The organism is Janthinobacterium sp. SUN073, assembly GCF_030397665.1.
In the GTDB taxonomy this organism is placed as follows: Bacteria; Pseudomonadota; Gammaproteobacteria; order Burkholderiales; family Burkholderiaceae_D; genus Janthinobacterium.
In genome coordinates this window covers 138,825-160,926 of the sequence record NZ_JAPUBT010000005.1, presented here as the reverse complement: position 1 = coordinate 160,926, position 22,102 = coordinate 138,825, and the positions used below count along the sequence as shown (strand labels likewise).

At 59.1% G+C, this 22,102-nt stretch carries 16 protein-coding genes, 1 tRNA gene and 2 pseudogenes; 1 reads left to right on the top strand and 18 read right to left on the bottom strand.

Translation table 11 applies throughout. The features are described from left to right. Positions 1-19: 19 nt before the first annotated feature. The 5 genes and pseudogenes from O0882_RS15725 to O0882_RS15705 form a co-directional block, all read right to left on the bottom strand. Positions 20-5,062, bottom strand: a complete 5,043-nt coding sequence (locus O0882_RS15725; protein WP_289949406.1) for a diguanylate cyclase — start codon at positions 5,060-5,062, stop codon at positions 20-22. 186 nt (positions 5,063-5,248) lie between these two features. Next, positions 5,249-5,656, bottom strand: a complete 408-nt coding sequence (locus O0882_RS15720) for a hypothetical protein (RefSeq protein ID WP_289949405.1) — start codon at positions 5,654-5,656, stop codon at positions 5,249-5,251. Positions 5,657-5,975: 319 nt separating this feature from the next. Continuing rightward, a complete protein-coding gene (locus O0882_RS15715) occupies positions 5,976-6,272 on the bottom strand; it encodes a hypothetical protein (RefSeq protein WP_289949403.1) in 297 nt (98 codons plus the stop codon). Between the two features lie 100 nt (positions 6,273-6,372). Further along, positions 6,373-6,540: pseudogene (locus tag O0882_RS15710) on the bottom strand (phospholipase domain-containing protein); the annotation flags it as partial. A 345-nt stretch (positions 6,541-6,885) separates the two neighbouring features. Then, the gene (locus O0882_RS15705) at positions 6,886-8,391 is read right to left on the bottom strand and encodes a glycosyltransferase family 39 protein (RefSeq protein ID WP_289949400.1); all 1,506 of its coding nucleotides are present in this window, start codon (positions 8,389-8,391) and stop codon (positions 6,886-6,888) included. A gap of 603 nt (positions 8,392-8,994) precedes the next feature. On the opposite strand from O0882_RS15705, the gene O0882_RS15700 reads away from it, so the two are divergent. Beyond that, positions 8,995-9,408, top strand: a complete 414-nt coding sequence (locus O0882_RS15700) for a hypothetical protein (RefSeq protein ID WP_289949398.1) — start codon at positions 8,995-8,997, stop codon at positions 9,406-9,408. Between the two features lie 504 nt (positions 9,409-9,912). On the opposite strand, the gene O0882_RS15695 is transcribed toward O0882_RS15700, so the two are convergent. The 13 genes and pseudogenes from O0882_RS15695 to O0882_RS15645 all read right to left on the bottom strand — a co-directional run bounded on the left by O0882_RS15695 (position 9,913) and on the right by O0882_RS15645 (position 21,770). Then, on the bottom strand, positions 9,913-10,251 hold the full coding sequence (locus O0882_RS15695; protein ID WP_289949396.1) for a DUF6572 domain-containing protein: 339 nt from the start codon (positions 10,249-10,251) through the stop codon (positions 9,913-9,915). A 711-nt stretch (positions 10,252-10,962) separates the two neighbouring features. Beyond that, positions 10,963-12,162, bottom strand: a complete 1,200-nt coding sequence (locus O0882_RS15690) for an alpha/beta hydrolase-fold protein (RefSeq protein ID WP_289949395.1) — start codon at positions 12,160-12,162, stop codon at positions 10,963-10,965. Positions 12,163-12,327: 165 nt separating this feature from the next. Continuing rightward, positions 12,328-12,813, bottom strand: a complete 486-nt coding sequence (locus O0882_RS15685; protein WP_289949393.1) for a MarR family transcriptional regulator — start codon at positions 12,811-12,813, stop codon at positions 12,328-12,330. Then, positions 12,806-14,137 (bottom strand): S41 family peptidase, encoded by a 1,332-nt coding sequence (locus O0882_RS15680; protein ID WP_289949392.1) that lies wholly within the window; start codon positions 14,135-14,137, stop codon positions 12,806-12,808. The genes O0882_RS15685 and O0882_RS15680 overlap by 8 nt, the downstream gene beginning before the upstream one ends. 597 nt (positions 14,138-14,734) lie before the next feature. Then, entirely contained in the window at positions 14,735-15,184 is a 450-nt protein-coding gene (locus O0882_RS15675) for a GNAT family N-acetyltransferase (protein ID WP_289949388.1), read from the bottom strand. Next, on the bottom strand, positions 15,174-15,395 hold the full coding sequence (locus O0882_RS15670; RefSeq protein WP_289949386.1) for a hypothetical protein: 222 nt from the start codon (positions 15,393-15,395) through the stop codon (positions 15,174-15,176). The genes O0882_RS15675 and O0882_RS15670 overlap by 11 nt, the downstream gene beginning before the upstream one ends. A gap of 5 nt (positions 15,396-15,400) precedes the next feature. Then, positions 15,401-16,000, bottom strand: coding sequence for a DNA-primase RepB domain-containing protein (locus tag O0882_RS29120; protein WP_354670275.1), 600 nt, complete (start codon positions 15,998-16,000; stop codon positions 15,401-15,403). Further along, complete coding sequence (locus O0882_RS29115; protein WP_354670274.1) at positions 15,997-16,347, bottom strand: hypothetical protein; 351 nt, start codon at positions 16,345-16,347, stop codon at positions 15,997-15,999. Before O0882_RS29115 ends, O0882_RS29120 begins: the two co-directional genes overlap by 4 nt. A 172-nt stretch (positions 16,348-16,519) precedes the next feature. Next, positions 16,520-17,239: pseudogene (locus O0882_RS29110) on the bottom strand (relaxase/mobilization nuclease domain-containing protein); the annotation flags it as partial. Further along, on the bottom strand, positions 17,229-17,621 hold the full coding sequence (gene mobC, locus O0882_RS15660) for a plasmid mobilization relaxosome protein MobC (RefSeq protein ID WP_289949382.1): 393 nt from the start codon (positions 17,619-17,621) through the stop codon (positions 17,229-17,231). The pseudogene O0882_RS29110 and the gene mobC, both read right to left, overlap by 11 nt. 295 nt (positions 17,622-17,916) lie before the next feature. Next, positions 17,917-19,125 carry an integrase arm-type DNA-binding domain-containing protein gene (locus O0882_RS15655; RefSeq protein ID WP_289949380.1) on the bottom strand — a complete coding sequence of 403 codons (1,209 nt, stop codon included), beginning with the start codon at positions 19,123-19,125 and terminating at the stop codon, positions 17,917-17,919. A 173-nt stretch (positions 19,126-19,298) separates the two neighbouring features. Beyond that, a tRNA-Leu gene (locus O0882_RS15650) sits at positions 19,299-19,385 on the bottom strand. Between the two features lie 102 nt (positions 19,386-19,487). Then, on the bottom strand, positions 19,488-21,770 hold the full coding sequence (locus O0882_RS15645) for a TonB-dependent receptor (protein ID WP_289949837.1): 2,283 nt from the start codon (positions 21,768-21,770) through the stop codon (positions 19,488-19,490). Positions 21,771-22,102 lie beyond the last annotated feature (332 nt).

Here is a 22,102-nt window from a genome sequence, read left to right as displayed (position 1 = left end):
GGCGCGCAGCGCATGCTGGTCAGCCAGGCGGCAGCACCCTGAGCACCACGCAATTGCGTCCCGCATCCTTGGCGTGGTATAGCGCGGCGTCGGCCAGGCGCAACAGGGCGTCGGGATCGGCGGCGCCCGGTGGCGACTGGACCGCGATGCCGACGCTGATCGTCACCTGTGCTGTATCCGCACTCGCATGGGGGATGGCCAGCTCTTCGATGGCACGCCGCAGCGCGTCGCCGATCTGGCGCGCCTCGTCCGCGCCCGTGTTCGGCAGCACGATCGAAAACTCTTCGCCGCCATAGCGCGCCGTCAGGTCGCCCGCGCGCCGCATGCCGGCCGCCAGCGCATGCGCGACCCGGACCAGGCATGCGTCGCCGGCCTGGTGGCCGTGACGGTCGTTGAAGCGCTTGAAGTAATCGACATCGAGCATGATGACGGCAAGCGGCTGGCCGACGCGCGTGGCACGCGCACATTCGGCACGCAACACGTCGTCGAAATGACGCCGGTTCGACAGCCCCGTCAGGCCGTCGGTGATGGACAGGGTTGCCAGCTTGCGGTTGGCGTCTTCCAGCTGTTCCGTGCGTTCGGCAACGCGCCGCTCCAGGCTGTCGTGCAGCCTGGCGCTGGAGATCGAGATCATCGCCTGTACACCGAGCATGCGCAGGAACGCGACGCGTTCTTCCGTGAACGAGGCTTCTGCCAGCCGGTTCTCGAAGTACAGGATGCCGCCGATCTGGCCGCCGTGCCGTATCGGCAGGCACATGACGGCACGCGGCAGGTGCAACTGCACGTACGGGTCGGCGGCGAAGCGCGAGACGCCCGTGATGCTGTCTTCGATCACCTCGGCGCCAGTGCGAATGACGTAGCGCAGCAGCGACAGCGGGAACTGCGGGTCGCTGGCGGCGTTCAGGTCGAGCCGCCGCGCTTGCAGGACGGTGATGCCATCGCCATCGATGTTGGCCTCCAGCTGGTAGCTGCCTTCGGATAGCAGCAGCAGGCGCGCCACTTGCCCGCCAGCGTTTTCGCATACGATGGAAATGAGGCGTGTCAGCACGTTGCGCAGGCCCACTTCGTTCGACAGGATCTGTGCCGCTTTCAGCAGCGACACCAGGTCGAGCGCGGAACTGCCGTGCGTGTGGGAGACCGAATGCCGCTGTGTGCTGCGGCCATCCATCCTTGACAGCAGCGCAGCGTGACGCGCCCGCAGTTGCGTCACCTTGCCCTCCGCACCCCACTGGCCGTAGTGTGCGATGGCGTCCTGGATGAAGACGCCGGCCACGCGCGCGTGGCCCTGCTCGGACCAGCATTCGCCGCACAGCTCATTGCCCAGCGCTTGCACATTGACGTAGCCTGCCAGGCCGGCGGCGTCGATCGCCTGCCGGTAATGGCGCGTGGCCAGCTGCAGATCTTCCCGGTAGCGTGCCATCTCGGCCATCACCAGCAGATGTTTGGCCGCGCTATTGTCCGAGCCTTGCCTGGCCCACTCGGTGAGGCTCGCCTGCAGTGCGTCGATCAGGCTCAGCACAGCGCCCGCATCGGGTCGCGCCGGGTCGCGCCGCAAGGCGCGCAGCCATATCAGCGCGACGTAGAAGCTCGACTCGGCAACCTTGGCCTGGCCGCGCATGATCTGGGTGACGATGCCGAGCTGGCCGGCCAGCAGCTCGGCGTCGGCGCCGTCGAACAGGTAGGCGTTGCGGATCTTGCCTTGCAAATAGTAGGCGCGGTACAGCTGCGAATCGCCATACTGTTCGAGGAAACGCGCCTCGCTGAAGGTCGCATCATCGTAGCTGTCGTGACGGGGTAGCAGGCCCATCAGGCATTTGATCGGCTGGACCGCGGCGGCGACGCAGCAATCGGCCATCGCCTGCTGGCCGTTGGCGCGCATCAGCGCCAGGTCGTGCTCGATGTCTTGCATCAGGTGCGGCAGATAGTCGCCGAGGATCATCCGCTCGGTGGCGCGCACGGCTGCCACCACGCCGACCTGCACGAAATCGGCGATTTCCAGTGCCCAGCCAAAGGCTTCTTCGTACAGGGCATCGGAGCTGCGCAGGGGCTGCGTCCAGTGGCTGATGAGCGCACCGAACATCAGGCCCGTGAGTGTGCGCGTCTGCAGATTGGCACGCCGCCTGGCCAGCGCCATCGCCATCGCGCCGAAGTCGTAGCCGCGCGCCACGTCGCCGCCGTACAGCGCCAGCATCATCGCGTAGCCGACATAGGCGACGGCGCTGAAATCGCTATTCCCCCGTTGCATGGACAGCCGCGTCATCGACACCACCATCAGCGCGCTGAGATCCTGCTGGCCGGCGTAATAGCTGGCCATCCACAGGCCCTGCATCATCTGCATCGCGGCCACCGCGTCCGGCGCGCACATTTCGCCGGCCGCCAGCAAGGTGTCGGGCGCCCGCGCACCATGCAGGCGTCCGATATTGGCAAGGATGTCGCCGAAGCGCGCCTTCATGTGCGCGACATCGTGCGGAATGGCGATGTTCAACTGCGCCAGGCCTTCGCGCTGCACGGCGATGGCGTCGAGCAGGCGGCCCTGCAATTGATACTGGTGCGCCTGGATGGCAATGCAGCGTACCTGCAGCAGCGGGCGCAAGGTGCGGGCGCGCAGCAGCGGATAGATCGCCTCGGCGGCATCGAACTGCCCGCACAGGTAAGCCGCTTCGGCCGCGCCCAGCTGCAGGTCGAGCCAGAGGTCGGCGTGGATGCTACATGCCTCTGCGGGCAGCAGGCCCAGACCAATTCGCATGTGCTCCAGCGTGGCCTGGAACGCGGCCGAGCGCCGTGCCTTGCCGCCGGCCTGCAGATTGAGCGCCGCCAGCTGCACGCGCTCATCTGCATCGTCGAGCAGCGCACGGCCGGCGTTGAGCTGTTCGACGATCTCGAACAGTGTCTCGTCCTGCTGCTCCGGCGTGGCATGCCGCAGCAGCAGGCGGCCGATGCGAAGATGGTTGGCCGCGCGGGTAGCGGCGTCGGCGACCAGGTAGGCTGCCTGCTGCACCCGGTCGTGCAGGAAGCGGTAATGGACGCCGCTGTGGCCGGAGCGGGTATCGCCATTGACGTATTTATAGCGTTCGTCGAGCGGCTGGACCAGTCCTGCATGCAGCGCCGGCCACAAGGTTTGCTGCGTGTGCCGGGGCGAGCGGTCCACTGCCAGTGCAAGCGTGTCGAGCGTGAAGCGGTTGCCGCTGGAGGCGGCCAGTTGCAGCAGGTGCTGCGTTGCCGTGGGCAGGCGGTGGATTTTCTCCAGCAGCACATCGACCACGTTGTCGGTATATTTGACCTGTTGTATCGCGCGCAGGTCCCAGTCCCAGCAATCGCCTGCGGCCCGGTAGCGCAGATGGCCCGTCTCATTGAGCGAAGCGAGGAACTGGTTGAGGAAAAATGGATTGCCGGCCGTCTTGTTGTAGCAAATGCGGGTCAGTGGCGCGCAGTCAGGTGCCGCCATGCGCACGGTAGCCGCTACCATTTGCGCAACCTGCGGCTCGCTCAGGGGGCTCAATAACAGCGTGGACAGGCGCACCTCGCGTGCGAGCAGCTTGTCGCGCAGCGCGATGAGGGGGTGCGCGGCGCTCACTTCGTTGTCGCGGTACGCGCCGATGAACAGCAGGCAGCACTTGTCGCAGGAGAGCATGAGCAGCTCGATCATCCGCAGCGTGGCCGCATCGGCCCATTGCAGGTCGTCCAGGAACAGCACCAGCGGATGCCCGGCGCAGGCGAAGACTTCGACGAAGCGGGGGAACAGGCGGTCCAGGCGCAGCTGGGCCTGTGCCGGCGCCGACGCGGGCAAGGCGTCGGTGGGGCCGACGATCAACGCCAGTTGGGGAATCAGTTCGACCAGCACGCCCATGCCATCGCCCAGGGCGCCGTGCAGTTTTCCGGACCACTGCCGCAGCGTTTCCTCGGGCTGGCCCAGCAGTTGGCGCACCAGCCCCTGGAAGGCCTGGATCAGCGAGGCATAGGGTACGTCGCGCTGGAGCTGGTCAAACTTGCCGGACAGGAAACAGCCGCGCTGGGCGACGATCGGTTTCTGCACTTCGTTGACGACCGCCGACTTGCCGATGCCTGAATGGCCGGCCAGCAGCAGCATCTCGCAGCGACCCGCGGCACTGCGTTCAAACGCCGCCAGCAGGATGGCGATGGCATCCTCTCGTCCATGCAGCGTCTGCGGCACCAGGAAGCGGCCATTGTGGTCGGACAGCTTGAGCGCCTGCGCCGGCTTGTCCGCGCGGCATGCTTCGAGGTCGCTGCGCAGGCCTTGCAAGCTCTGATAGCGCTGATCGGCATTTTTTTCCAGCAGCCGCTGGATGATCGGCAGCAGCTGGCCAGGCAAGTTGGCGAGTGCCGGGTGCGACCAGTCGGGACTGCGGGCAATGTGGCAATGCACGAGTTCCATCGCGTCGCCTGCCTCGAATGGCGCCTGGCCGGTCAGCAGTTCGTACATGGTGGCGCCGAGCGCATAGAAATCGGCGCGCCAGTCGACCCGTCGATTCATGCGCCCCGTCTGTTCCGGCGCCATGTAACGCAAGGTGCCTTCCAGGGCCTGGAGATTGACAATGCCATGGCTTTCGTATGGCAGTTCACAGGCGATGCCGAAATCGGTCAGCTGCAGCAGACGCCGATCGGCGTTCCACACCAGATTGGAGGGATTGATGTCCTTGTGGATCACGCCATGACGATGGACCTCTTCCAGCGCCGCGCACAGTTGCAGCGCGATGTCGAAAAAATCGTCCAGCGCCAACGCAGGCTGCGCCGGCGTCCTGCGCGCCGCCAGCTGCGTGCGCAACACCTGGTCGAGCGCCTGGCCGCCGCTATCTTCCTGCAGCATCGTCCAGCACCCGCCGTGCAACTGCAGCGCCAGCGGATGCACTACGCCAGGATGGCGGCAGCGGCGCGCGATCGCATACTCGCGCTTGAATTGCGCCAGTTGCTGAAAGGAAGGAAACTGCTGATTGGGCTTCTTGACGATCAGCGCAGTGCCATCAGCGGCCCTGGCGCGATACACCCGCGAGCGGTCACCGCTGTGCAGCTGTTTGATGATCTCATGGTCGAAAAGGGAGCTCATGGGCTGGGCTAGCGGTACACAGACGGTTGCGGGAGCCTTGAGGCGCACATTTCGAAGTCTTACTTCGTTGCAAGTATTATATCAGCAGGAAGTCGCGGCGAAGCGAGAGGAGCGAAGGTTGGTGTTGCAAAAATGTCGGCGATGCCGGGAGCATGCGTGCTTTGGTTCGCTGTGGCCGCACGCGGCCTACTGGTAAATAGTCAGGTATTTCGCGGGAATGTCGAGCGGGTGGAGCATGCCCGCTAAAGCCAGGTCAATCAACAGGGCGACCACCAGGCCGACTCCCGCCGGAATGCCCATGGCGAGCCTGCGCACCATGGGCGAGCGCGTTTTGACTTGCCAATATGCGGCACAGCCCAGGTGCATGAATAGGGCATGCACTGCGAGGAAATAATACGGCGCAAAGAATAAGGCATATGGCATCCGTACAAAACCGGCTGCGGCATAGTAAAAATTGGTGTCGAGCTTGAGTGCGGTGCGGCCAAACAGGACCGCACTGACATGAAAAAGCAGGAACAGGGCCAGGTAGATCCCTGAGCCGGCCTGCAGCCACGCCACGAACCCGGAGCGTTCTTTCCATCTCCGCAGCGCCATCCATATTCCGCTGCCACATTGAAACAGCACGCACGCCAACAGCACCGATCCGCTGTTGCCGCCAGCCACCGGTGAAAGGGCGGGCCCGGTGACGCGATCGTTTCTGGTCCGCGCACGCAGCTATGCAATGGGATGGAGCCGAAGTAGGGCTGATTGCCGCCGCGCGTGCAAACGTCTGCACACCCATTCGCTGACTTTGCGGCGGCTCAGTTTTGCGCGTGCTGTATGCGCATACTGTATTCATGAAGCATGTCATGCAAGTTTGGGTATCCAGGCTGCTGCGGCTGACGCCAAGTTTCTTGTGAAATAGCTAGCGCAGCTACAAGCTGCGAACAAAAGCGCTCAATGAAGATTTCCAGCTGGCGGAGTTGATTTTTTCAAAGTAAAGCTTCGATAATTTTGGCTTTTCTTCAACATACAAGATATCGGACAGCTGCTCTGTTCTTCGACCGAGAAAGTCAAACAAATAAAAAGTCAGTACAGTATTTTTGTGTGTCCTGCGATTGATTATTTCCCAAGTTATCTGGTCGTCATTCGCTTGAAAAACATCGCTGCTGTTAATTTTTGGCAATAACTCCCAACCTGCCTGTTCTAGAGCTTCTTTCAATTCAATCATGCGTGTCTTGCTCACTATAAAGCCTCTCATAATTATGTAGGTGGTATGGTGCCGCCATGCTCGCTCTCCCTGTCATCTGGCTGGCTTTGCTGCTTACCTACAGGCGGTACGAACCCCCATCGAACACCAGGACCCAGCTGCCCTCCAGCGTTTTTCCGGCCTCTACGACATAGCGCCGCGGGATACGGTCCAGATGCAACTCGTCATACACGTGAAACACCGCGCCAGCCTGGTTGACACTGTCGTTGGCAAATACCAGTGTCACTTTTTTGTGCCGGCGTCGGCGAGAGCCGTTACATGTCAGAGTTCCCGAGGGGCTGACAATCGGACAAAAGCTTAACAGTTCGTGCTTCAAATTAGGGCGAATTTCACGCCCCCATTTCTATAAAAACTGAGGTCGTGTCCAAATGTCAGACCTAGGCCCTGCTGCGCAGCTACCTGAAAATCTATAACCACAACATTCTCCAGCGCGCCTTGGAAAATGCAACACCGATTCAGGCGGTGAAAAAATGGCAGGGGAATAAGCCGGATTTATTCATTAAACGCATCTGTAACCAGGCGGGTCTTGATAGATATGCTTTGTTATGAGCCGAAAAACGTACTGTGTGTACAGTCACTGCGGTAAAAGGTAGGCGACACCGAAATGATGGAACCGTTTCCCTTTCACAGTCAACGCGGGCTGAACAATTGCATCTGGAAATCTGGCGGCAAGATACTGAGGCAGCGCGCTGCCTTCCTCTTGCATGTTCCACACGATGACAGCCCCTGCTTGTTTGAGGTCATTAAGTTTTACCCAAGGGCTTACATGGAGATCGGCATGAGAGAATACGACAGATGGCCGGTCTTTTGCATAAAATGCGACATTTCCAGCATTCCAGGTATTCCCAATCACATATTTCAATGGTCGCTCCGTCATTGTGTACCACCTGTTATTGATAGCGCTACCAAAACTTTCGCCGGGAAAATTGACGGCCTGTTCATTTCCGGTAATGTCAGTTCCATAAATTTTCTCAACAATAAAGAAAGAAGAAGGAAATATCAGTAGTACAATCCAAGAACGGATGAAGTGACGAAAACGTTTTTGCGTCAAGATGGGCTGAAAAAGAAGAACGATAAAAATCCCCGTAAAAAACCACAGCGGTGCACCCCACATGGCCCTCAATGGACGTTGTGCTAGCAAAGATAGCAACAAGGAAAAAATAGCGGGTCCTAGAGCTAAAACAGCAATATAGCAAAAGTCAAAGTCGTGCCATCGCGCCCTTAGCCAAACACGAGATGACCGCCATCGCCACAAAAATGATGCCACTACCAGCATGGGTAAGAGTGCTAAAAACTGCGCGCCGATGAATGAAAAGTACTCTTTTATAAAAGTAAATGCATGTGGAATTTCAGGCGCTCTATCCCCGACATATTTTATCGAAATGAAATCGCTTTTAATGATCCAGTATAAATGTGGAAGAAATACCAGTGTGGATGTCAGCATAAGCAACCACGGTCCTTTTGAGTGCAGGCGCCGCCGCGAGGCTGGATGAGCAACAACAAATAGCGCGATGGGTATGATATATGCACCCATGGAATAGCGCGACAATAAACCTAAGCCGGAAACCAATCCTGCAAGAATCCAGTGCCTCAGCTTATCATCCTGGATCGCCTTATGTAGCAACCAACCAAATAGGGCGGAAAATGGCATTTGTAACACGATGTCATTCAATTCCAAAACCGGAAGATTGATATAATAAATGCCTTCCAACAGCAAAGCACCGACCAATGCCTGCATTTCAGTGGCAACCCGCCGCCCCAACTGCCACACGGCAAAGAAAACTGTAACAACGCACAATTGTCCAGCAAGATAGCTTATCCATAGCCCTCTATTTGACCAAGATGTGAGAGTTTGTATGACCCACGGAAATAATGGTGGATCTTTCTCATAGCCAAGTTGCCACTCTTTCCCCCAGGCTAAACCCTCGGCCATGTCGAGTGCAATATTGCTTTGAAATAACAATGGCAATATCATCCAGATGATCACATGTATCAGAACGGCAATTGAGAAAATTTTCTTTAGTGTGGAGGGACTGGTTTCGTGCAGTGATTCCGACGTGGTGATGGCTTCTAATTTCATGTTCTCTATATTTTTCAGGTACTGTCCAGCGCGTCATTAATGCATCACGCCTATCGGCAACTGTCATGGCTTGCATGAGGGGGGCGCATGCGCTGGCGAGAAATGCGTCAGCGATTGACTTTAGCGATGCAACATGGAGAATCTATGGAGTTTGGATGAATAGTTCTTGAAGCCGCCCCATTTAGGTAGCAGATTCAGTACTGAAAAATGATCCAGCCGGTGGCCAAGTACAGGATGAAGCTGCGCAAGCAGGCCATTCATCAAGGCGCATGTGGCTTCGGCATGATCGTGGCATCTCGCGCGTCGGACCTGGCTACACCAGCATGTAGGTCCGCAATTCGGCATTTGGAGTTCTAATTAGTCTTGGGGCGATGGATTTGACGATGACGAAATACACCATTGAGTAGAAAGAGCACACGCTCAGCCAGATGAACGCGCCGTAAACAAGCCTGTGGCCGAAGTGGCACAGCTCACCGGTGTGCCGGAATCCACGCTGTGCGCAAGCAGGCGCGCGAGCAAGGCCGCGCGGTGCCCGGCGATTGACAAAACTCCGAGCAATGGTGTTCCGCCGACAAGTTCGCGGGGGCGCTGGAGACTGTCCCTTTGAACGAGGCTGAATTGGTGTCCTACTGCCGTCGCAAGGGATTGCTGGTGGAACAGCTGGAACGTTGGCGCAGTGAAGTCCACACGGCCTTGTCGGCTGGACTGAACCGAACTGTTGGCCAGTTTGATATCTTTGATTTTCTGGCCGCCAATGCCCACTTCGCCGATGGCGTTGAGGCGCAACCTTTCCCCGCGCTCGCCGCGCTTGTGGATGGAGACTTCTTCCAGATACCGCTCGAATGCGTCGCCGCAGCTTTTCCCGACGATGATGCCACTGTCGGCGCCGCGCCGGATTTCGGTTTCGCGTTCCGACGCCCAGGCCACAGCCTCGGCCTTGGTGCTGAATGTTTTAGATTCGCGTGTGCCTCGGATGGCGATTTATGCCCGCCAGGCGCCAACCCGCTTCCTGAATGAAGCCATGCGTTCCTCTCGTTGCGGCACAATCATGGCGTAAATCTGGCGTAATCGCTACGGGTTTTTGTCGGCTTTAATCTGGATTAAGGCAAATGCCGGGACGTAAAAAAATCCACTGACCCGTTGATTATATTGGGGTTAATGGCTTTTTTGATGTTTCCAAATTCTGTGCGCTGAGTGCGGAGCCGGGGATCGAAAACTGCTATGAGAATTCAGCGAATATCCAAAAATACCATCATAAATACCATCATTGGAGAAAAAGTTCTTCGTTACCATTCCATTCGGAGCGGTTGCTGGTGACTTCAGACAAGTAGTCTAGTACAAAAAACGTCAAATGTTAGTGGTCACGATGAAGTTTTTTGACTTTGTATTTTCGTCCCAGCAAGCATCGGCAGCGAGGGAACGCTTTCTTGAAAAGCATGGCCGAAAATTGCTGCGATTTTTTTGAGGCGGCGGCCTTTCTATTGCGGTGTCCGCTTACGCCCCAAAGCGGACGTTTGGCATCTAGGCCAAAGTACCGGCGTAGAGCGTATTCCACCGCAACGAAATCGCCAGTTCCTCGGATACAACCTTGGCCTTGTACAGAAAGTCTAATGCAGTGGTCGGTAACGGATAACGGCTAACAAGGTCAATACAAAGGGACTTGCCTGCTGAAGAAGGATACGTGTCGTAAATTTGGCCACTCTCGACAAATCCAAAGTAAGAGTTGAGTTTGCCTTGCAGCGCGAGCAAATGACTACGTTCATCGGACCAATCCCACGAGTCGATAATCGACAGTACAACGTAGTCCGATTCCGTTTCAATACCAACAGCGTCCACTGCATTTAAATTCTCAAGCCCCATGCTTCCTACTTTCTTTTTTAAACACGTCATAGCCTATATATACGCCTATATCTACGTCCGCAACTGGCCGGTTCCGGTCATTGCCATCCGCCTCCAATTAAGCCTGGATAGCGTGGTTTATTTAGCGGAAGTAATTGCCGAAAATATACTTGTTAGCTTGCGCGCTGCCACTCTCCAAGTTCTTCGGGTATCCCTAGTGTCGAAAGATCGATGCCTGATGAGTGACTGAGCGTATGGCCTCCAGCAAGGTCTTCGGCTGCCTGTTCAGGGGCGTGGTAGCTGCCAAGGCTTTCGTCGCCGAAGACAGCATGAAACCTGTGTTTTCCCGAGTCGTAGATAATTCGTGCCGTCCCTCTCTGCGTTCTAAAGCTATAGATAGTTCGCATATGCACTCCCTATTCTGGTGATCGAATGTGAGATGTCGCTGACCACTAAGCGAATATCTCGTGCTCATGCATTTTATCCATATAGTAGCGCAGAAATCTCACTAAAAATTGCCATTGGAGTAAGTATGGTCGCACTTGATACTTCTATTTGAAGCAATGTGTGTGAGATAAATTGGCCACTGGGAATCACAACTATTTGCGTTCCTGTTGTTTGCCCTAAGCGTACTCGCCCAACTGCCTTTGATCGTCCGCTGCTGGCCGAAGTCGGCCACGTTACTCTGCCAACCCCAGGTCAACGTTGTTGGGGTCATGCCGCCTTAAACGATTATTTCCCGCTCAGCAGCGCGCCGAGCTTGTCCCGAGTTTCCTTCATGTCACCCAGGCTCAGCCCTTTCCTGAAGCTTTCAACGGCTTTTGGCTTGTCGCCCATGGCGGAATATAGATCGCCCAGGCAATCGTAGGTATTGGGATCGTTCGGATAGTATTGCTCCAGCTGCTGGAAAAAGTAGGCGGCTCGCTCATATTGTTTGCGATTCAAGAAGGCATATCCGTTCTTGACCAGCTCAGCACTGTTCGGTTGGATGCGATAGCCCATCTTTTTCGCCAGCGCCTGATAATGCGCGGTGTGGCGCTGTACCACGTCAAAGCCGGGATTGTCTACCTGGCTTCTATAGAATTTCAAGCGGTAGTTATCGAAAATGAATCGCAAGGCATCATACTCCGCCTGTAGCGTCAGGGAACTGTGTGAATCGTACGGATAATACTGTTGCCCCAGGCGCAAAGCCGTACCTTTGTGTTTGGCAAAATCATCGATCAGTTCGAGATTGGCCCGAATCAGCTCGGTGTCGCTGCTTTTATCCTTGCGCACCTGCTGGAGACTGGGTTTGGTTTCCAGATGATTGGCCATGGCAATGAATAGGGTCTTGCCTTCGTAGGACGGCTGGCCCAGCACGTTTTTTGCCTCTTTGACAACATTATGTTTGTTCCACCAGAGCGCGCCTTCCAGCGAGATATAGCTGTTAAACAGCTGCGGACGATGCACCAGAGTATGCACCACAGTCAAACCGCCCACGGAATGCCCAACAAATGTGCGATACGGTGCACTACGGAACTTCGCGTCAATATGGGGGATCAGCTCTTTCTCTATATAGTCGAGAAATTGCTCCCCCTTGCCTTCGGAGTCCGGAAATTCCATATCCTTGCCGAAGGTAAGCTCCGCCAGCCTGTCGTCCTGCAGGATGCCAACGACAATCATCTTGGGCATCAGGTTTTCGCCGCTCAGGTGTTCGATCACCGCTACCAGTGCTTGAAATTGATCCTTCCCATCCAGCACATAAATCACCGGATAACGTTCGGCGCCATCGGCCTTGTAGCCTTCGGGTAGATGAACCCATATCGTGCGCTCGGCCTTCAGGATGGCGGAGGGAATCGTTTGGGTAAAACCGATCGTCAAAGGACGAGGTTCTTGTGTGTTGCCGGTACAGGAAAAGAACAGTAGTGCAATGGACAGCAGTATTTTCTTCATCGGGTTCCACGGGATTGGATAGAAAGGATGTTCGCGCGGCAACCAATTGAAGCAAATAAACATGAAGCGCAAAGATTTACTAAGTTTGCCTTATTTGCACTAGTCTTGCAATGTGTCTTGCGCTCGCCAATGTCGGCTTCTGGCCGCAAGTGGACACCGTCTCCGTTAGACCGGGGAACTTATGCGTTTGTCCAGCGGCCTCTCGTTGAGCGCATCTGCAGCCCGATCCACGAATTGCCTAACGTCCCCCACCTCGGCAAACAACCCGGCATAGGCCGCCCGAATCAGCACCGTGCACTGCTCGAATTTCGCAAGCTGCGACAAGCCTTCATCCGTGGGCATAAATATCCGTCGCCGGGCATCATTGTCATCGTTCCGATACCGTATGAGGCCCAGACGGAGCAGTTTTGGTATCTTTTGCATGACCAGCTGGTGCGAATGTCCGAGTTCGCGCGCCAGATCCGAGGCGGAGGCCGTGCCGAGCGTTGCCAGAACAGTCATCAGCGAACACGAACGAACCGGGATGACGATCCCCATCGTATCGAAGACAGTCTTGGATTGCTCAGCGATCAGGACGCTCAGCCGTTCAACAGCGCGGCCGAGATACACGGCGTCATCGATCGCGGCCGGGTGATGTGTCTCTTTAGTCAAGGCGCTTGTACCTCTGGATGCTGCCGTCCTTGTTCACGCGTTCCAGCGCCGTCACTTTTCCGCCGGAAACATACAAGCGGTATCGAAAATCTGACACGCCTTCCACCGCGAATAGGTCGGGACTGATCGGCTCAAGCGCGACCCGAAACCGATCGCGCCAGATATAGTAGAGCGTGCCATTGTCCAGGATGATCTGGCGGCCTTCATATTTTCCGGCGGCTTTCGTCAACATCCTGGCATCGACGTGCGGGCGCTCGATAGCTGCCGTCAAGCTCGGGAGCAGCCAGGCAAGTTCGGTTCGCCTGGTGTCATCGGTCTTCGCCAGATTTTCAAGCGCCAGCTTGTGCGCCAGAGGAAGCGCGCGAATAGAGGGGCTTGGGATGTCAGGTTGCACGCCGGCACCTTCGAAATCGCCATGGTCCACGGGATCCCGGATCTGGCCGATCGGCACTTGCACGAAAAAATCGTCGTTGAGCGGCTTACGTGCAACCGGATGTGCCCCACCGGCTGTCCGCTCCCCGATCAGTGTCGCTCGCCCGAGCTTTTTCATCGCATAGGAAAACCATTCTGCGGAAGAAAACGACGTGGAGCCGGTCAGGATATAGACCGGCTTGTCCACCATGCGCTTGCCCGGCAGGCCCGGCAGCACCCATTGCCCGCGCTGGATACGCTTGCCATCCTCATTGTAATCGTAGTCGAAGAGCAGCTGGTCTTTCTCGCTGGAGAAGAAATAGCTCGCTAGAAATTGCGCCATTTCCAGATGTCCGCCATTGTTATAGCGTAAATCGATGATAACGGCATCCGTATTGCCGACGAAGCGCATAACGGACGCCGCCGTATCATAGGCAAGTTCCGGATCGGCAAAATAGCTGAATCGTATATAACCGATATTTCCCTTCAGGCGAGCGACCTCATCGAAACCGAAATTGATCTCCTCCAACTTGCTCAATTCTTCTTTTCGTATCTTGGCCTTGAGCGCCGGGTTGGCCTTCGCCTTGAATTCCGCGATCCATTGGGGGTCGGCACCCACCAGGAAATGCAGGTCGCCACTGACTTTGATGAGATCGTCGGTCAGCTTGCTCGCAAACTCTGCCTTCGTGGTCGCCGAGTCATAATCTCCCTTTTTCAGACGTTCCTGGAGCACTGGCGCAATTTTTCGTGCGATGTCCGGAAACGCGTAGTTCGTATTCAAGGTGCTGTCGAGGGAGGCGATGATCGCGTCCTTTTCGTCTCGTGAGATGCCTGGTACCTCGGCAAAAGCACCCGATGCGCAAATTATGGACAGCGCCGACAGCGTTTGAAGTAGACATGAGTGATAGCGCATTCTAATGTTTCCCTCGGTGAGGTTTGATCGTACAATATATTGCGCAATATGTTGTAGAAAAAATTTAGATAACATCGATTATGGGAACAAACAACATCAGCTTCCGTCCAATACAGCCCGCCGTGAAGGGATAAGATGAGTGAGCTAAGCGCGACCACGACCGCGACCGGCTGCCAACCGCCGCGATACACGACTACTATTCAAGGTTCGCCCGGGAAGGCTACGTGTTCGTCAAGGTCTGCTTTTGGCCGGCTGCCGTCGTTGGCGGACGCAGCCCCAAAGCAGCCGTTCACATTTGGTGTATCCATTCCACTTGACCGTCAAGAAGTGTGACCCAAACTCGTACATCTGGAGGATCGACAACTGCCACCGTGGGGTCCGTTACTGCTGGAACGACGTAAATCGCCTCCCACCTGCTCGGCTCTTTGCTGCCAATCCGGCCAGGAAGGATGTACTCAATGGCATTTGACGACAAATATTTCTCAGCAATCCTGAGACACAGGTCTTCGGTCATCGCGTTCCTTGGAAATTATCGAATGGCCGCTCCTGGCCGGCTGCTGTCGTTGGCAGGTTCCACCCCAAAGCGGCTATTGCAAGCTATACCAAGATTTTAACGAAACGCAGGCGTTTTTCTTGGTAGCCGTTACGCTCATAAAACAGATGCGCTCGGGTACGAGCACTGCTGCTGGACAATTCAAGCTGTGAACAACCATGCTGCAACGCAAACCCTTCCGCAGCAATTAATAAGCTTGCTCCGACGCCTGAACTCCTGCGTTCGTCGTCCACTACCAACGCGGATAGTAGAGCCCAGGTGCCTCGAACATGTAACGGCTTTATGGTATGCACTACCGCAACTCCGACAACATTTCTGCCATCCTGCGCTACAAATACCTCGCCCGACGAACTTTGACGTAGTTCATGTAAGTATCTTTCGACTTGCTCGACTTCGTTTGCATATCCTAGTTGTGCCAATAGCTCGACAATACGTTCCAGGTCGTCGGTTGCAGCTTTACGAATGTTCATTTTGGGTATAGGTTCAAACAGCATTTTTCAAGAATTGTACTTCCTCCTCTGGCCGCTTACCGTCGTTACTAATTGAATCAGCCACCGGCAGGCGCCCCCAAGAATAGCAAATAGCCGAAAAGAAAACCACACGCATTATCACGCCCGAGAAAATGGCTTTCCCATGCGCCAAACGTTCGCCGCCATGCCGAAATGCAATTTGGAAAGCTGCTGCTGAGGGCACCAGCACCGGCATGCCGATTATCTGGCGCGCCCGCTTGAGCGTTTCCGGGCTGCGCCCTGCGGCACGGCCAGCCTGGGCGGTAGCGGTTGGGCCGGTAGGTGTTCCATGCGCTCCAGGCAGGGCGCTGCGGCGGTTGCCACTGTTCCGCTCGATGCCTGCAGCAGCGCATAGCGTGCCGCTTGTCCTTCGGCCATGCCCGGCGCGTGGCAGGTCAATCCGGCCAGCGCGCCAAATTCGGCGACCGTGATGGCGCTGCCGCTGCGGCAAAGGTCGTCCGCCAGGCGGGATGCCGCCTGGCCGCGCAAGGCGTCGGCGACTGGCTGCCTGGACAGTTTGATCCAGGCCTGGAAGCGGCCGCGCCGCACCTCCACCACGGCGGCGCTCTGCCAGCCGCGCGCGTCCAGGCGCTGCAAGTCTGCCTCTTGCAGGCCGTCGAGCAGCAGCAGGCCATGCGGGCCTGCGGGCCGCAGGGTGACGTCGTAGCCGCGCGCATTCATGCGCTTGAGCCAGGCCAGGCTGCGCAGCAGTTCCGGCCCGCTCCACTGCCGCATCTCTTCTTTGCCGTCCCTTGCCTGCACCAGTCTGACGATGAACTGCGCGCAGCCCAGTGCCGTCATTTGCCCGCGCACGGCTTCCAGGCTGCGGTCGCGGGCCGGATCAGCGCGGCCAGCTGCTGCGCGTCCAGCACGTTCTGCAGCCTGGGGGCAGGTGCCAGACAGAGCCACAATGCGCTGGCGAGCAGCCCCGTCATCATGCCCACCAGCGTGGCCAGCAGGTACTGGCGCTGCGACCGCGTACGGCTGCTGCAGTCGATTGCCTGGGCGCTCTCGCGCGCCGCCTGTTCCGCGCTGCGCCAGGCGCTCGTCGCCGCCTCGATCTGGCGCCGGAACTGTTCCCCCTGGCGCGTGCCGTCGAGGCCCAGCTGCTGCATGGTCTGGCGCGTCTCGTCCGTCAGGGCCGCCATCGCCTGCGCCAGCGGCTCCAGGGTCGCCGCCAGCTCCTCGGCGCTGGCCAGCTTCGCCTGGTGCAGCTGCGCCATGTTGCACGCCAGCGCGTCCAGTTGCGCCGTGTTCTCGGCAGTGGCCAACTGCCGCAAGGTCTCGCTCTTTGTCATAGTGGACTCCTCGTTTCGCCAATCCCATGGGACTGTATCCGCGTCCCAGGTCGCTGCCCTTCATCAGCACGCCATCGAGGCGGTGGGACAGGCCCGCCAGGGTGCTGTCATGGCGCTGCGTCACCGGCACCAGGGCCACGCCCGCCGCTGCCAGGTGCTGCATGAAAGCGGTGAAACTGGCGCAGCCGGTAATGGCGGCGTCGCACAGCTGCTGCAGCCGTTGCCGCGTCGAGGCGATGCCGGTGCGCAGGCCTGCCTCGATCTCGCCCCGGCTCGCCGCGCGGCGCGGCGCCTCGACGGAGGGGCGCAGCTGCTGCAGGCCGAAGTCGCGTTCGACGGCGCGCATGATGCTTTCCTGGCGCCGGTAGTCGTGGCTGTCGCTGGTCACGCCGCCATCGCAGCGGACGCGGTTGACCAGCAGGTGCACGTGCTCATGCCGGGTGTCGGCATGGCGCGTCAGCAGGTACTGGTTGTCGTCCAGGCCCATGCCCGCCAGATAGCGGCCCGCGATCTGCGTCCACTGGGCATCGGACAGCTGCTCTCCCGGCGCGGCCGACAGCGATACGTGCAGCACCGCCTTGCCCAGGCCTGGGCGCAGCTTGCGCACGGCGCCGAATTCCTGCGCCAGTTCGCGCGGCGTGCGGCCGGTCATGTTGGTGTCGATCACGCGCGCCTGCTCCTTGCCCAGGTCATACGCCAGCACGCCGCGAAAGCCGCGTCCCTTGATGGCCTTAGCGATCATCGTCCTGCTCCTTCACGCCCAGCAGTGCCAGCCGCAGGCGGCGCGTTTCCGCGATCAGCCGCTGCAGCGGGGCGTCGGCCACGGCGACGCGGCCGCCCTCGTTGGCGAGATGGGTCAACTGATTCAGGTTGGACGCCAGGCGGGCCAGTTCCACGTAGTGTTCGCGGTTGATGGCGGCGACGGGCGGCGCGGGCAAGGCGCGCGCCAGCGCTGCGGCGCGCAGCCATTGCGCGGGACGCATCTGCATGCGGGCGGCGCGTTCCAGCAGCGCCGCATGTTCGGCGGCCGAGACGCGCACGCCGATGGTGGCGCCGCGCACGGCGGCCGGGTCGCCTTTCGGGCGGCCGCCTTGTCGCTTGCGTGGCGTGGTCTTTGCGTGCATCGATGCTCCTGGCGTGGTGGGCGAGCGCAGCGAGGATGGCCCCGCAGGGCAAGCCGGTTTGAGCGAAGCGAAAACATGGCTTGCTCCTCGCCAGCCCACGCGCCCGCGGCTTCCCGGTCCTTAATGTAGGCGCGTGCCCGCCGCTTTCCTTACGCGATATCAAACAGCGCGGGCGCTGTCGCGAAACAGGACGAAGGCGGATGCGGGTGGACGGGCGCCTTGTCGCCCATCGTGGCGCGGCACCTGTTCCGGCCAGCGCCGCCGCTGGTTTTCTTTCTCCAGGCGGGCGTCGCCGTCAGGCTGGCGGCGTGGCGACGCCGTCGCGCAGGGCGTCGAGATAGTCGGCCCAGCGCTGCATCATGGCGCGGCGCGCAGGCAGGTGCGCCGTGCGGTTGTAGGCGCGCCCGTTCGGGTCGATGACGCTGTGCGCCAGCTGGTGCTCGATCAGGTCCACACGCTCTTGCAGCACTTCGTCGAGGATGGTGCGGGCCATGGCGCGGAAACCATGGCCGGTCATGACTTCCTTGGCATAGCCGAGGGAACGCAGCGCCGCATTGATGGTGTTTTCGCTCATGCAGCGCTGGCCGCCGCGCAGGCCGGGAAACACGTAGCGGCCTTCGCCGGTGACAGGCTGCAGCGCGCGCAGGATCGCCACGGCCTGTGTCGGCAGCGGCACCAGGTGTTCGAGCTGCATTTTCATTTTCCTGGCCGGGATGCGCCACTCGGCGGCATCGAGATGGATTTCGCTCCATTCGGCGGCGCGCAGTTCGCCGGGACGCACGAACAGCATGGGCGCCAGTTTCAGCGCCGCCACCGCCGTGACGTGGCCATGGTAGCCGTGGATGGCGCGCAGCAGCGGCGCGACATCGCCCGGTTCCGTCAGTGCCGGATAGTGCGTTCTCGGCACCGGCGTCAATGCGCCTTTCAGGTCCGCCGTGACGTCGCGCTCGACGAGATCCATCGCCACGCCGAAGCGCAGCACCTGGCCGCACAGCTGCTTGATGCGGTGCGCCGAATCGATCGCGCCGCGCGCCTCGACGCGCTGCACCACGCGCAGCACGTCGCGCGGGCGGATGGTGTTGAGCGGCATCTTGCCCAGATACGGGATGACGTCGCCTTCGAGCCAGTTGCCGACTTTCTTTTGCGTGCTGGCGCTGCCGTTGCGCTGGATGGTGAGCAGCCACTGGCGCGCCAGCTTGTCGAAGGTATTCAAGGCGGCGCTGCGCTGCTCGGCCTTCTGCGCGCGCTTGACGGCGTTCGGGTCGATCCCTTCGGCCAGCGCCTTGCGCGCGTCTTCGGCCTTGCGCCGCGCCTGGGTCAGGCTCACGCGGGGGTAGACGCCCAGGGCCAAGGTCTTTTGCTTGCCAGCATGGCGGTAATTCATGCGCCAGTACTTGCCCGTACGGGTGACCAGCAGGTACATGCCGTACAGGTCGGGATACTTGTCGCCGCTGGGCGTGCCCTGGTAGACGGCATGGCGGATAAACAGATCGGACAGTGGCATGGCGCACTCCCTGATGGTATTTTTTTAGAGAAAATCCTAAATCCAGCAAAAAGTACCAACAAAGTTCATCACTTTTAATGTACGCCTATGGACGCGAATGGACAACAAAAAACCCGCTCTCCTATGACGGAGGCGGGTTTTTGGACGTTCTTGGATTTTTACGGCTGAGTTCTTGGTGCCCGGAGCCGGAATCGAACCGGCACGCCCTTACAGGCGGGAGATTTTAAGTCTCCAGTGTCTACCAGTTTCACCATCCGGGCAGCGCGGCGAGATTCTAGCACAGGTGATGCGCATCACGCCATCTTGTGCCTGAGCCAGGCTGTCCGGTTTGCGCCGGACAGCCTGGTTTTATCTACCCGCCATCAGAAAGTCGCCTTGAACTGCACCCCATACGTGCGCGGCTCGTTGACGATGCCGGTCAGGTTGTTGAATTCGATGGCGCCCAGTGCCTGGACCTGGTTGGTGATGTTGCGGCCGTACGCCGAGAGTTCGTAGCGGTCCCATTTGTAGCCGACGCGCAAGCCGCCTTCGAGCAATTCCTTGGCCTTGTATTCCTTCGCTTCGTACAGGAAGAAGTTGTAGCTGGTGCGGTAGGCCCAGTCCGTGTAGGCGTAGAACTCGCCATTGGCGAGGGGGATGCTGTATTTCAAGGTGAAGTTGGTTTGCCATTCGGGCGCGCGCGGCAGCGGGTTGCCGTCGATGTAGGCCGTGCCCACGAAGGGGCCGACGGGGTCGGTGACGGTGCAGCCGCTGGCCGGGGTGTTCTGGGCGTTGCCGCAGCTTTGCACGTACAGTTTTTTGTCCTGGATTTCCGTGTGGTTGTAGCTGCCGCCCAGGGTCATGCTGAGCGAGTCGCTGAGATTCGCCTGGAAGTCCAGCTCCACGCCCTGGCCGGTGGCCTTCTCGGCATTGAGCAGGCGGTTCATGTTGACCACGCCGCTGCCGGCTGTCAGTTGTTTGTCTTTCACGCGGTACTGGAACACGGCCAGGCTCAGGCGGGCGCGCTTGTCGAACAGGTCTTGCTTGATGCCTGCTTCCACTGACAGCACTTTTTCCGCGCCGGCCTGCGAGGGGCGGTCCGCCAGGCCGTTCAGGCGGCCCTGCATCGATGGTGCGCGGTAGCCGGTGGCGATGCGCGCATAGGCGTTCGTTTCCGGCGTCAGCACATAGGTGCCGCTCAGGTCCCAGCTGACGTTGTGCGAGGTGTCATGCAGGTTGAACGGGCCGGCCGTGGTCGCTTCCACGCGCTTGGCCGAGAAATCCTTCTTGTCGCTCGTGTAGCGCAGGCCGGCGCGCAGTTTCAGGGCGTCCGAGACCGTGTAGTTGAGCGAGCCGAAGGCCGCGTACGACTTCGAGCTCTGGTTTTGCGTGGCGTAGGCGCTGTTTTGCGGATTGCCGGGTGCCAGGCTGTCAAAGCTGATGCTGTCGATCTGGATATCTTCCTTGAAGTAGAACAGGCCGCCTATCCATTGCAGCGGGCCCTTTGCGCTCGATTCGGCGCGGAATTCCTGTGAAATCTGCTTGTGGTTGGGAATCACGTCGGCCGTTTCCACGACGAAGGGGATGAAGCCGGGGCCCATCGGCGGCGCGTACACGGCGCCATAGCCGCCGTCGACGTCGGCGCGGCTGAAGAAATCGAGTTTTTCGTAGCCGGTGATGGAATGCAGGGTGATGCCAGGCAAGTCCCATTTCAGGCGCATGCTGCCACCCTTGGTTTTCAGGTGCTGGCGGTTGATGCCATCGGTAGGGTAGGAGCCATAATCGAAATTGTCGACCAGGTCGTTGGTGCCCTGTTTCAGGATGTTGGCGCGAAACAGCGTCGCCGTGCCATCGAGGTTGCGCGCGTGCACATTGAACAGGGCGGTGAAGTCGCGTGTGGGCTTGACCAGCACTTGCAGGCGGGCGGCGCTGTCTTCATAGCCTTCGAAGTCGCGCGTGCCGGTGGGACGCGGGTTATGCACGCGGTCGCCGCGGCGCTGCGTCTGGCCGGAAAAGCGCAGGGCCACGGTGTCGCTGACGGGCACGTTGAAGGCGCCTTCCAGGTTCTTCATGCCATCCTTGCCGAAGCCGCCGCTCAGGTAGCCTTCCGTCTTGAAAACGGGCTTGGCGGAATCGAACTTGATCACGCCGGCCGGCGAGTTGCGTCCGAACAAGGTGCCTTGCGGGCCGCGCAGCACCTCGACCTGGTCCACGTCAAACACGGGAAAACCTTTCAGCATGGCGTTTTCCTGCACCACGTCGTCCATCACCAGGCCCACTGGCTGCGAGGCGTTCAGGTCGAAGTCGGTGTTGCCCAGGCCGCGAATGTAGAAGCGGGGAAAGGTGCGGCCGTAATCCGATTCGACCGAGACGCTGGGCGAGCGGCTGTTGAGGAAGCGGATATCGGCGCCGCCGGCCGTCAGGGTGTCGAGCTTGTCGCCTTTCAAGGTGGCGATGGACATGGGCACGTCCTTGATGTTTTCCGCGCGCCGCTGGGCCGTCACGATCACCGTTTCCAGCTGGCCAGGGCCGGCCTGTGCCGCTGGTGCGGCCGGCGCCGGGACGCTGTCCTGCGCCATTGCCTGCAGGGGAAAGGCGGCGGTGATCGCCAGGGCAATCAGGGTGTGGCGGATGGTGCTGGCGTGTGTGCTGGCATGCGGTGTCATCATGAAACGGCTCCTGTCGGTCAATGTTGTTCGTAAGGTCCAGGCAGGCGCAAGTCCGCTAGACGAAAAATCATGCTAGCACGGAAAGTTTTGGTATTCATGCCATTTTCCAGGCAAGACTATTTATATGCGTTTCGACTCAATACGTGAATAAAATCGTATTTGTCGTCAATATCTGGCGGGTGCATAGTGGGGTGCCGACAGGCTTGTGCCAGCGCAAAGGACGGCTTGGCCACCGAAATTTTTCCCTGCGCCAGCGCAAACATGCCGACGCCCTGGCGTGTATACGGCCGGTGTGCAGTGCGGAAAATACGACAGTTCCCCTTTTTCTT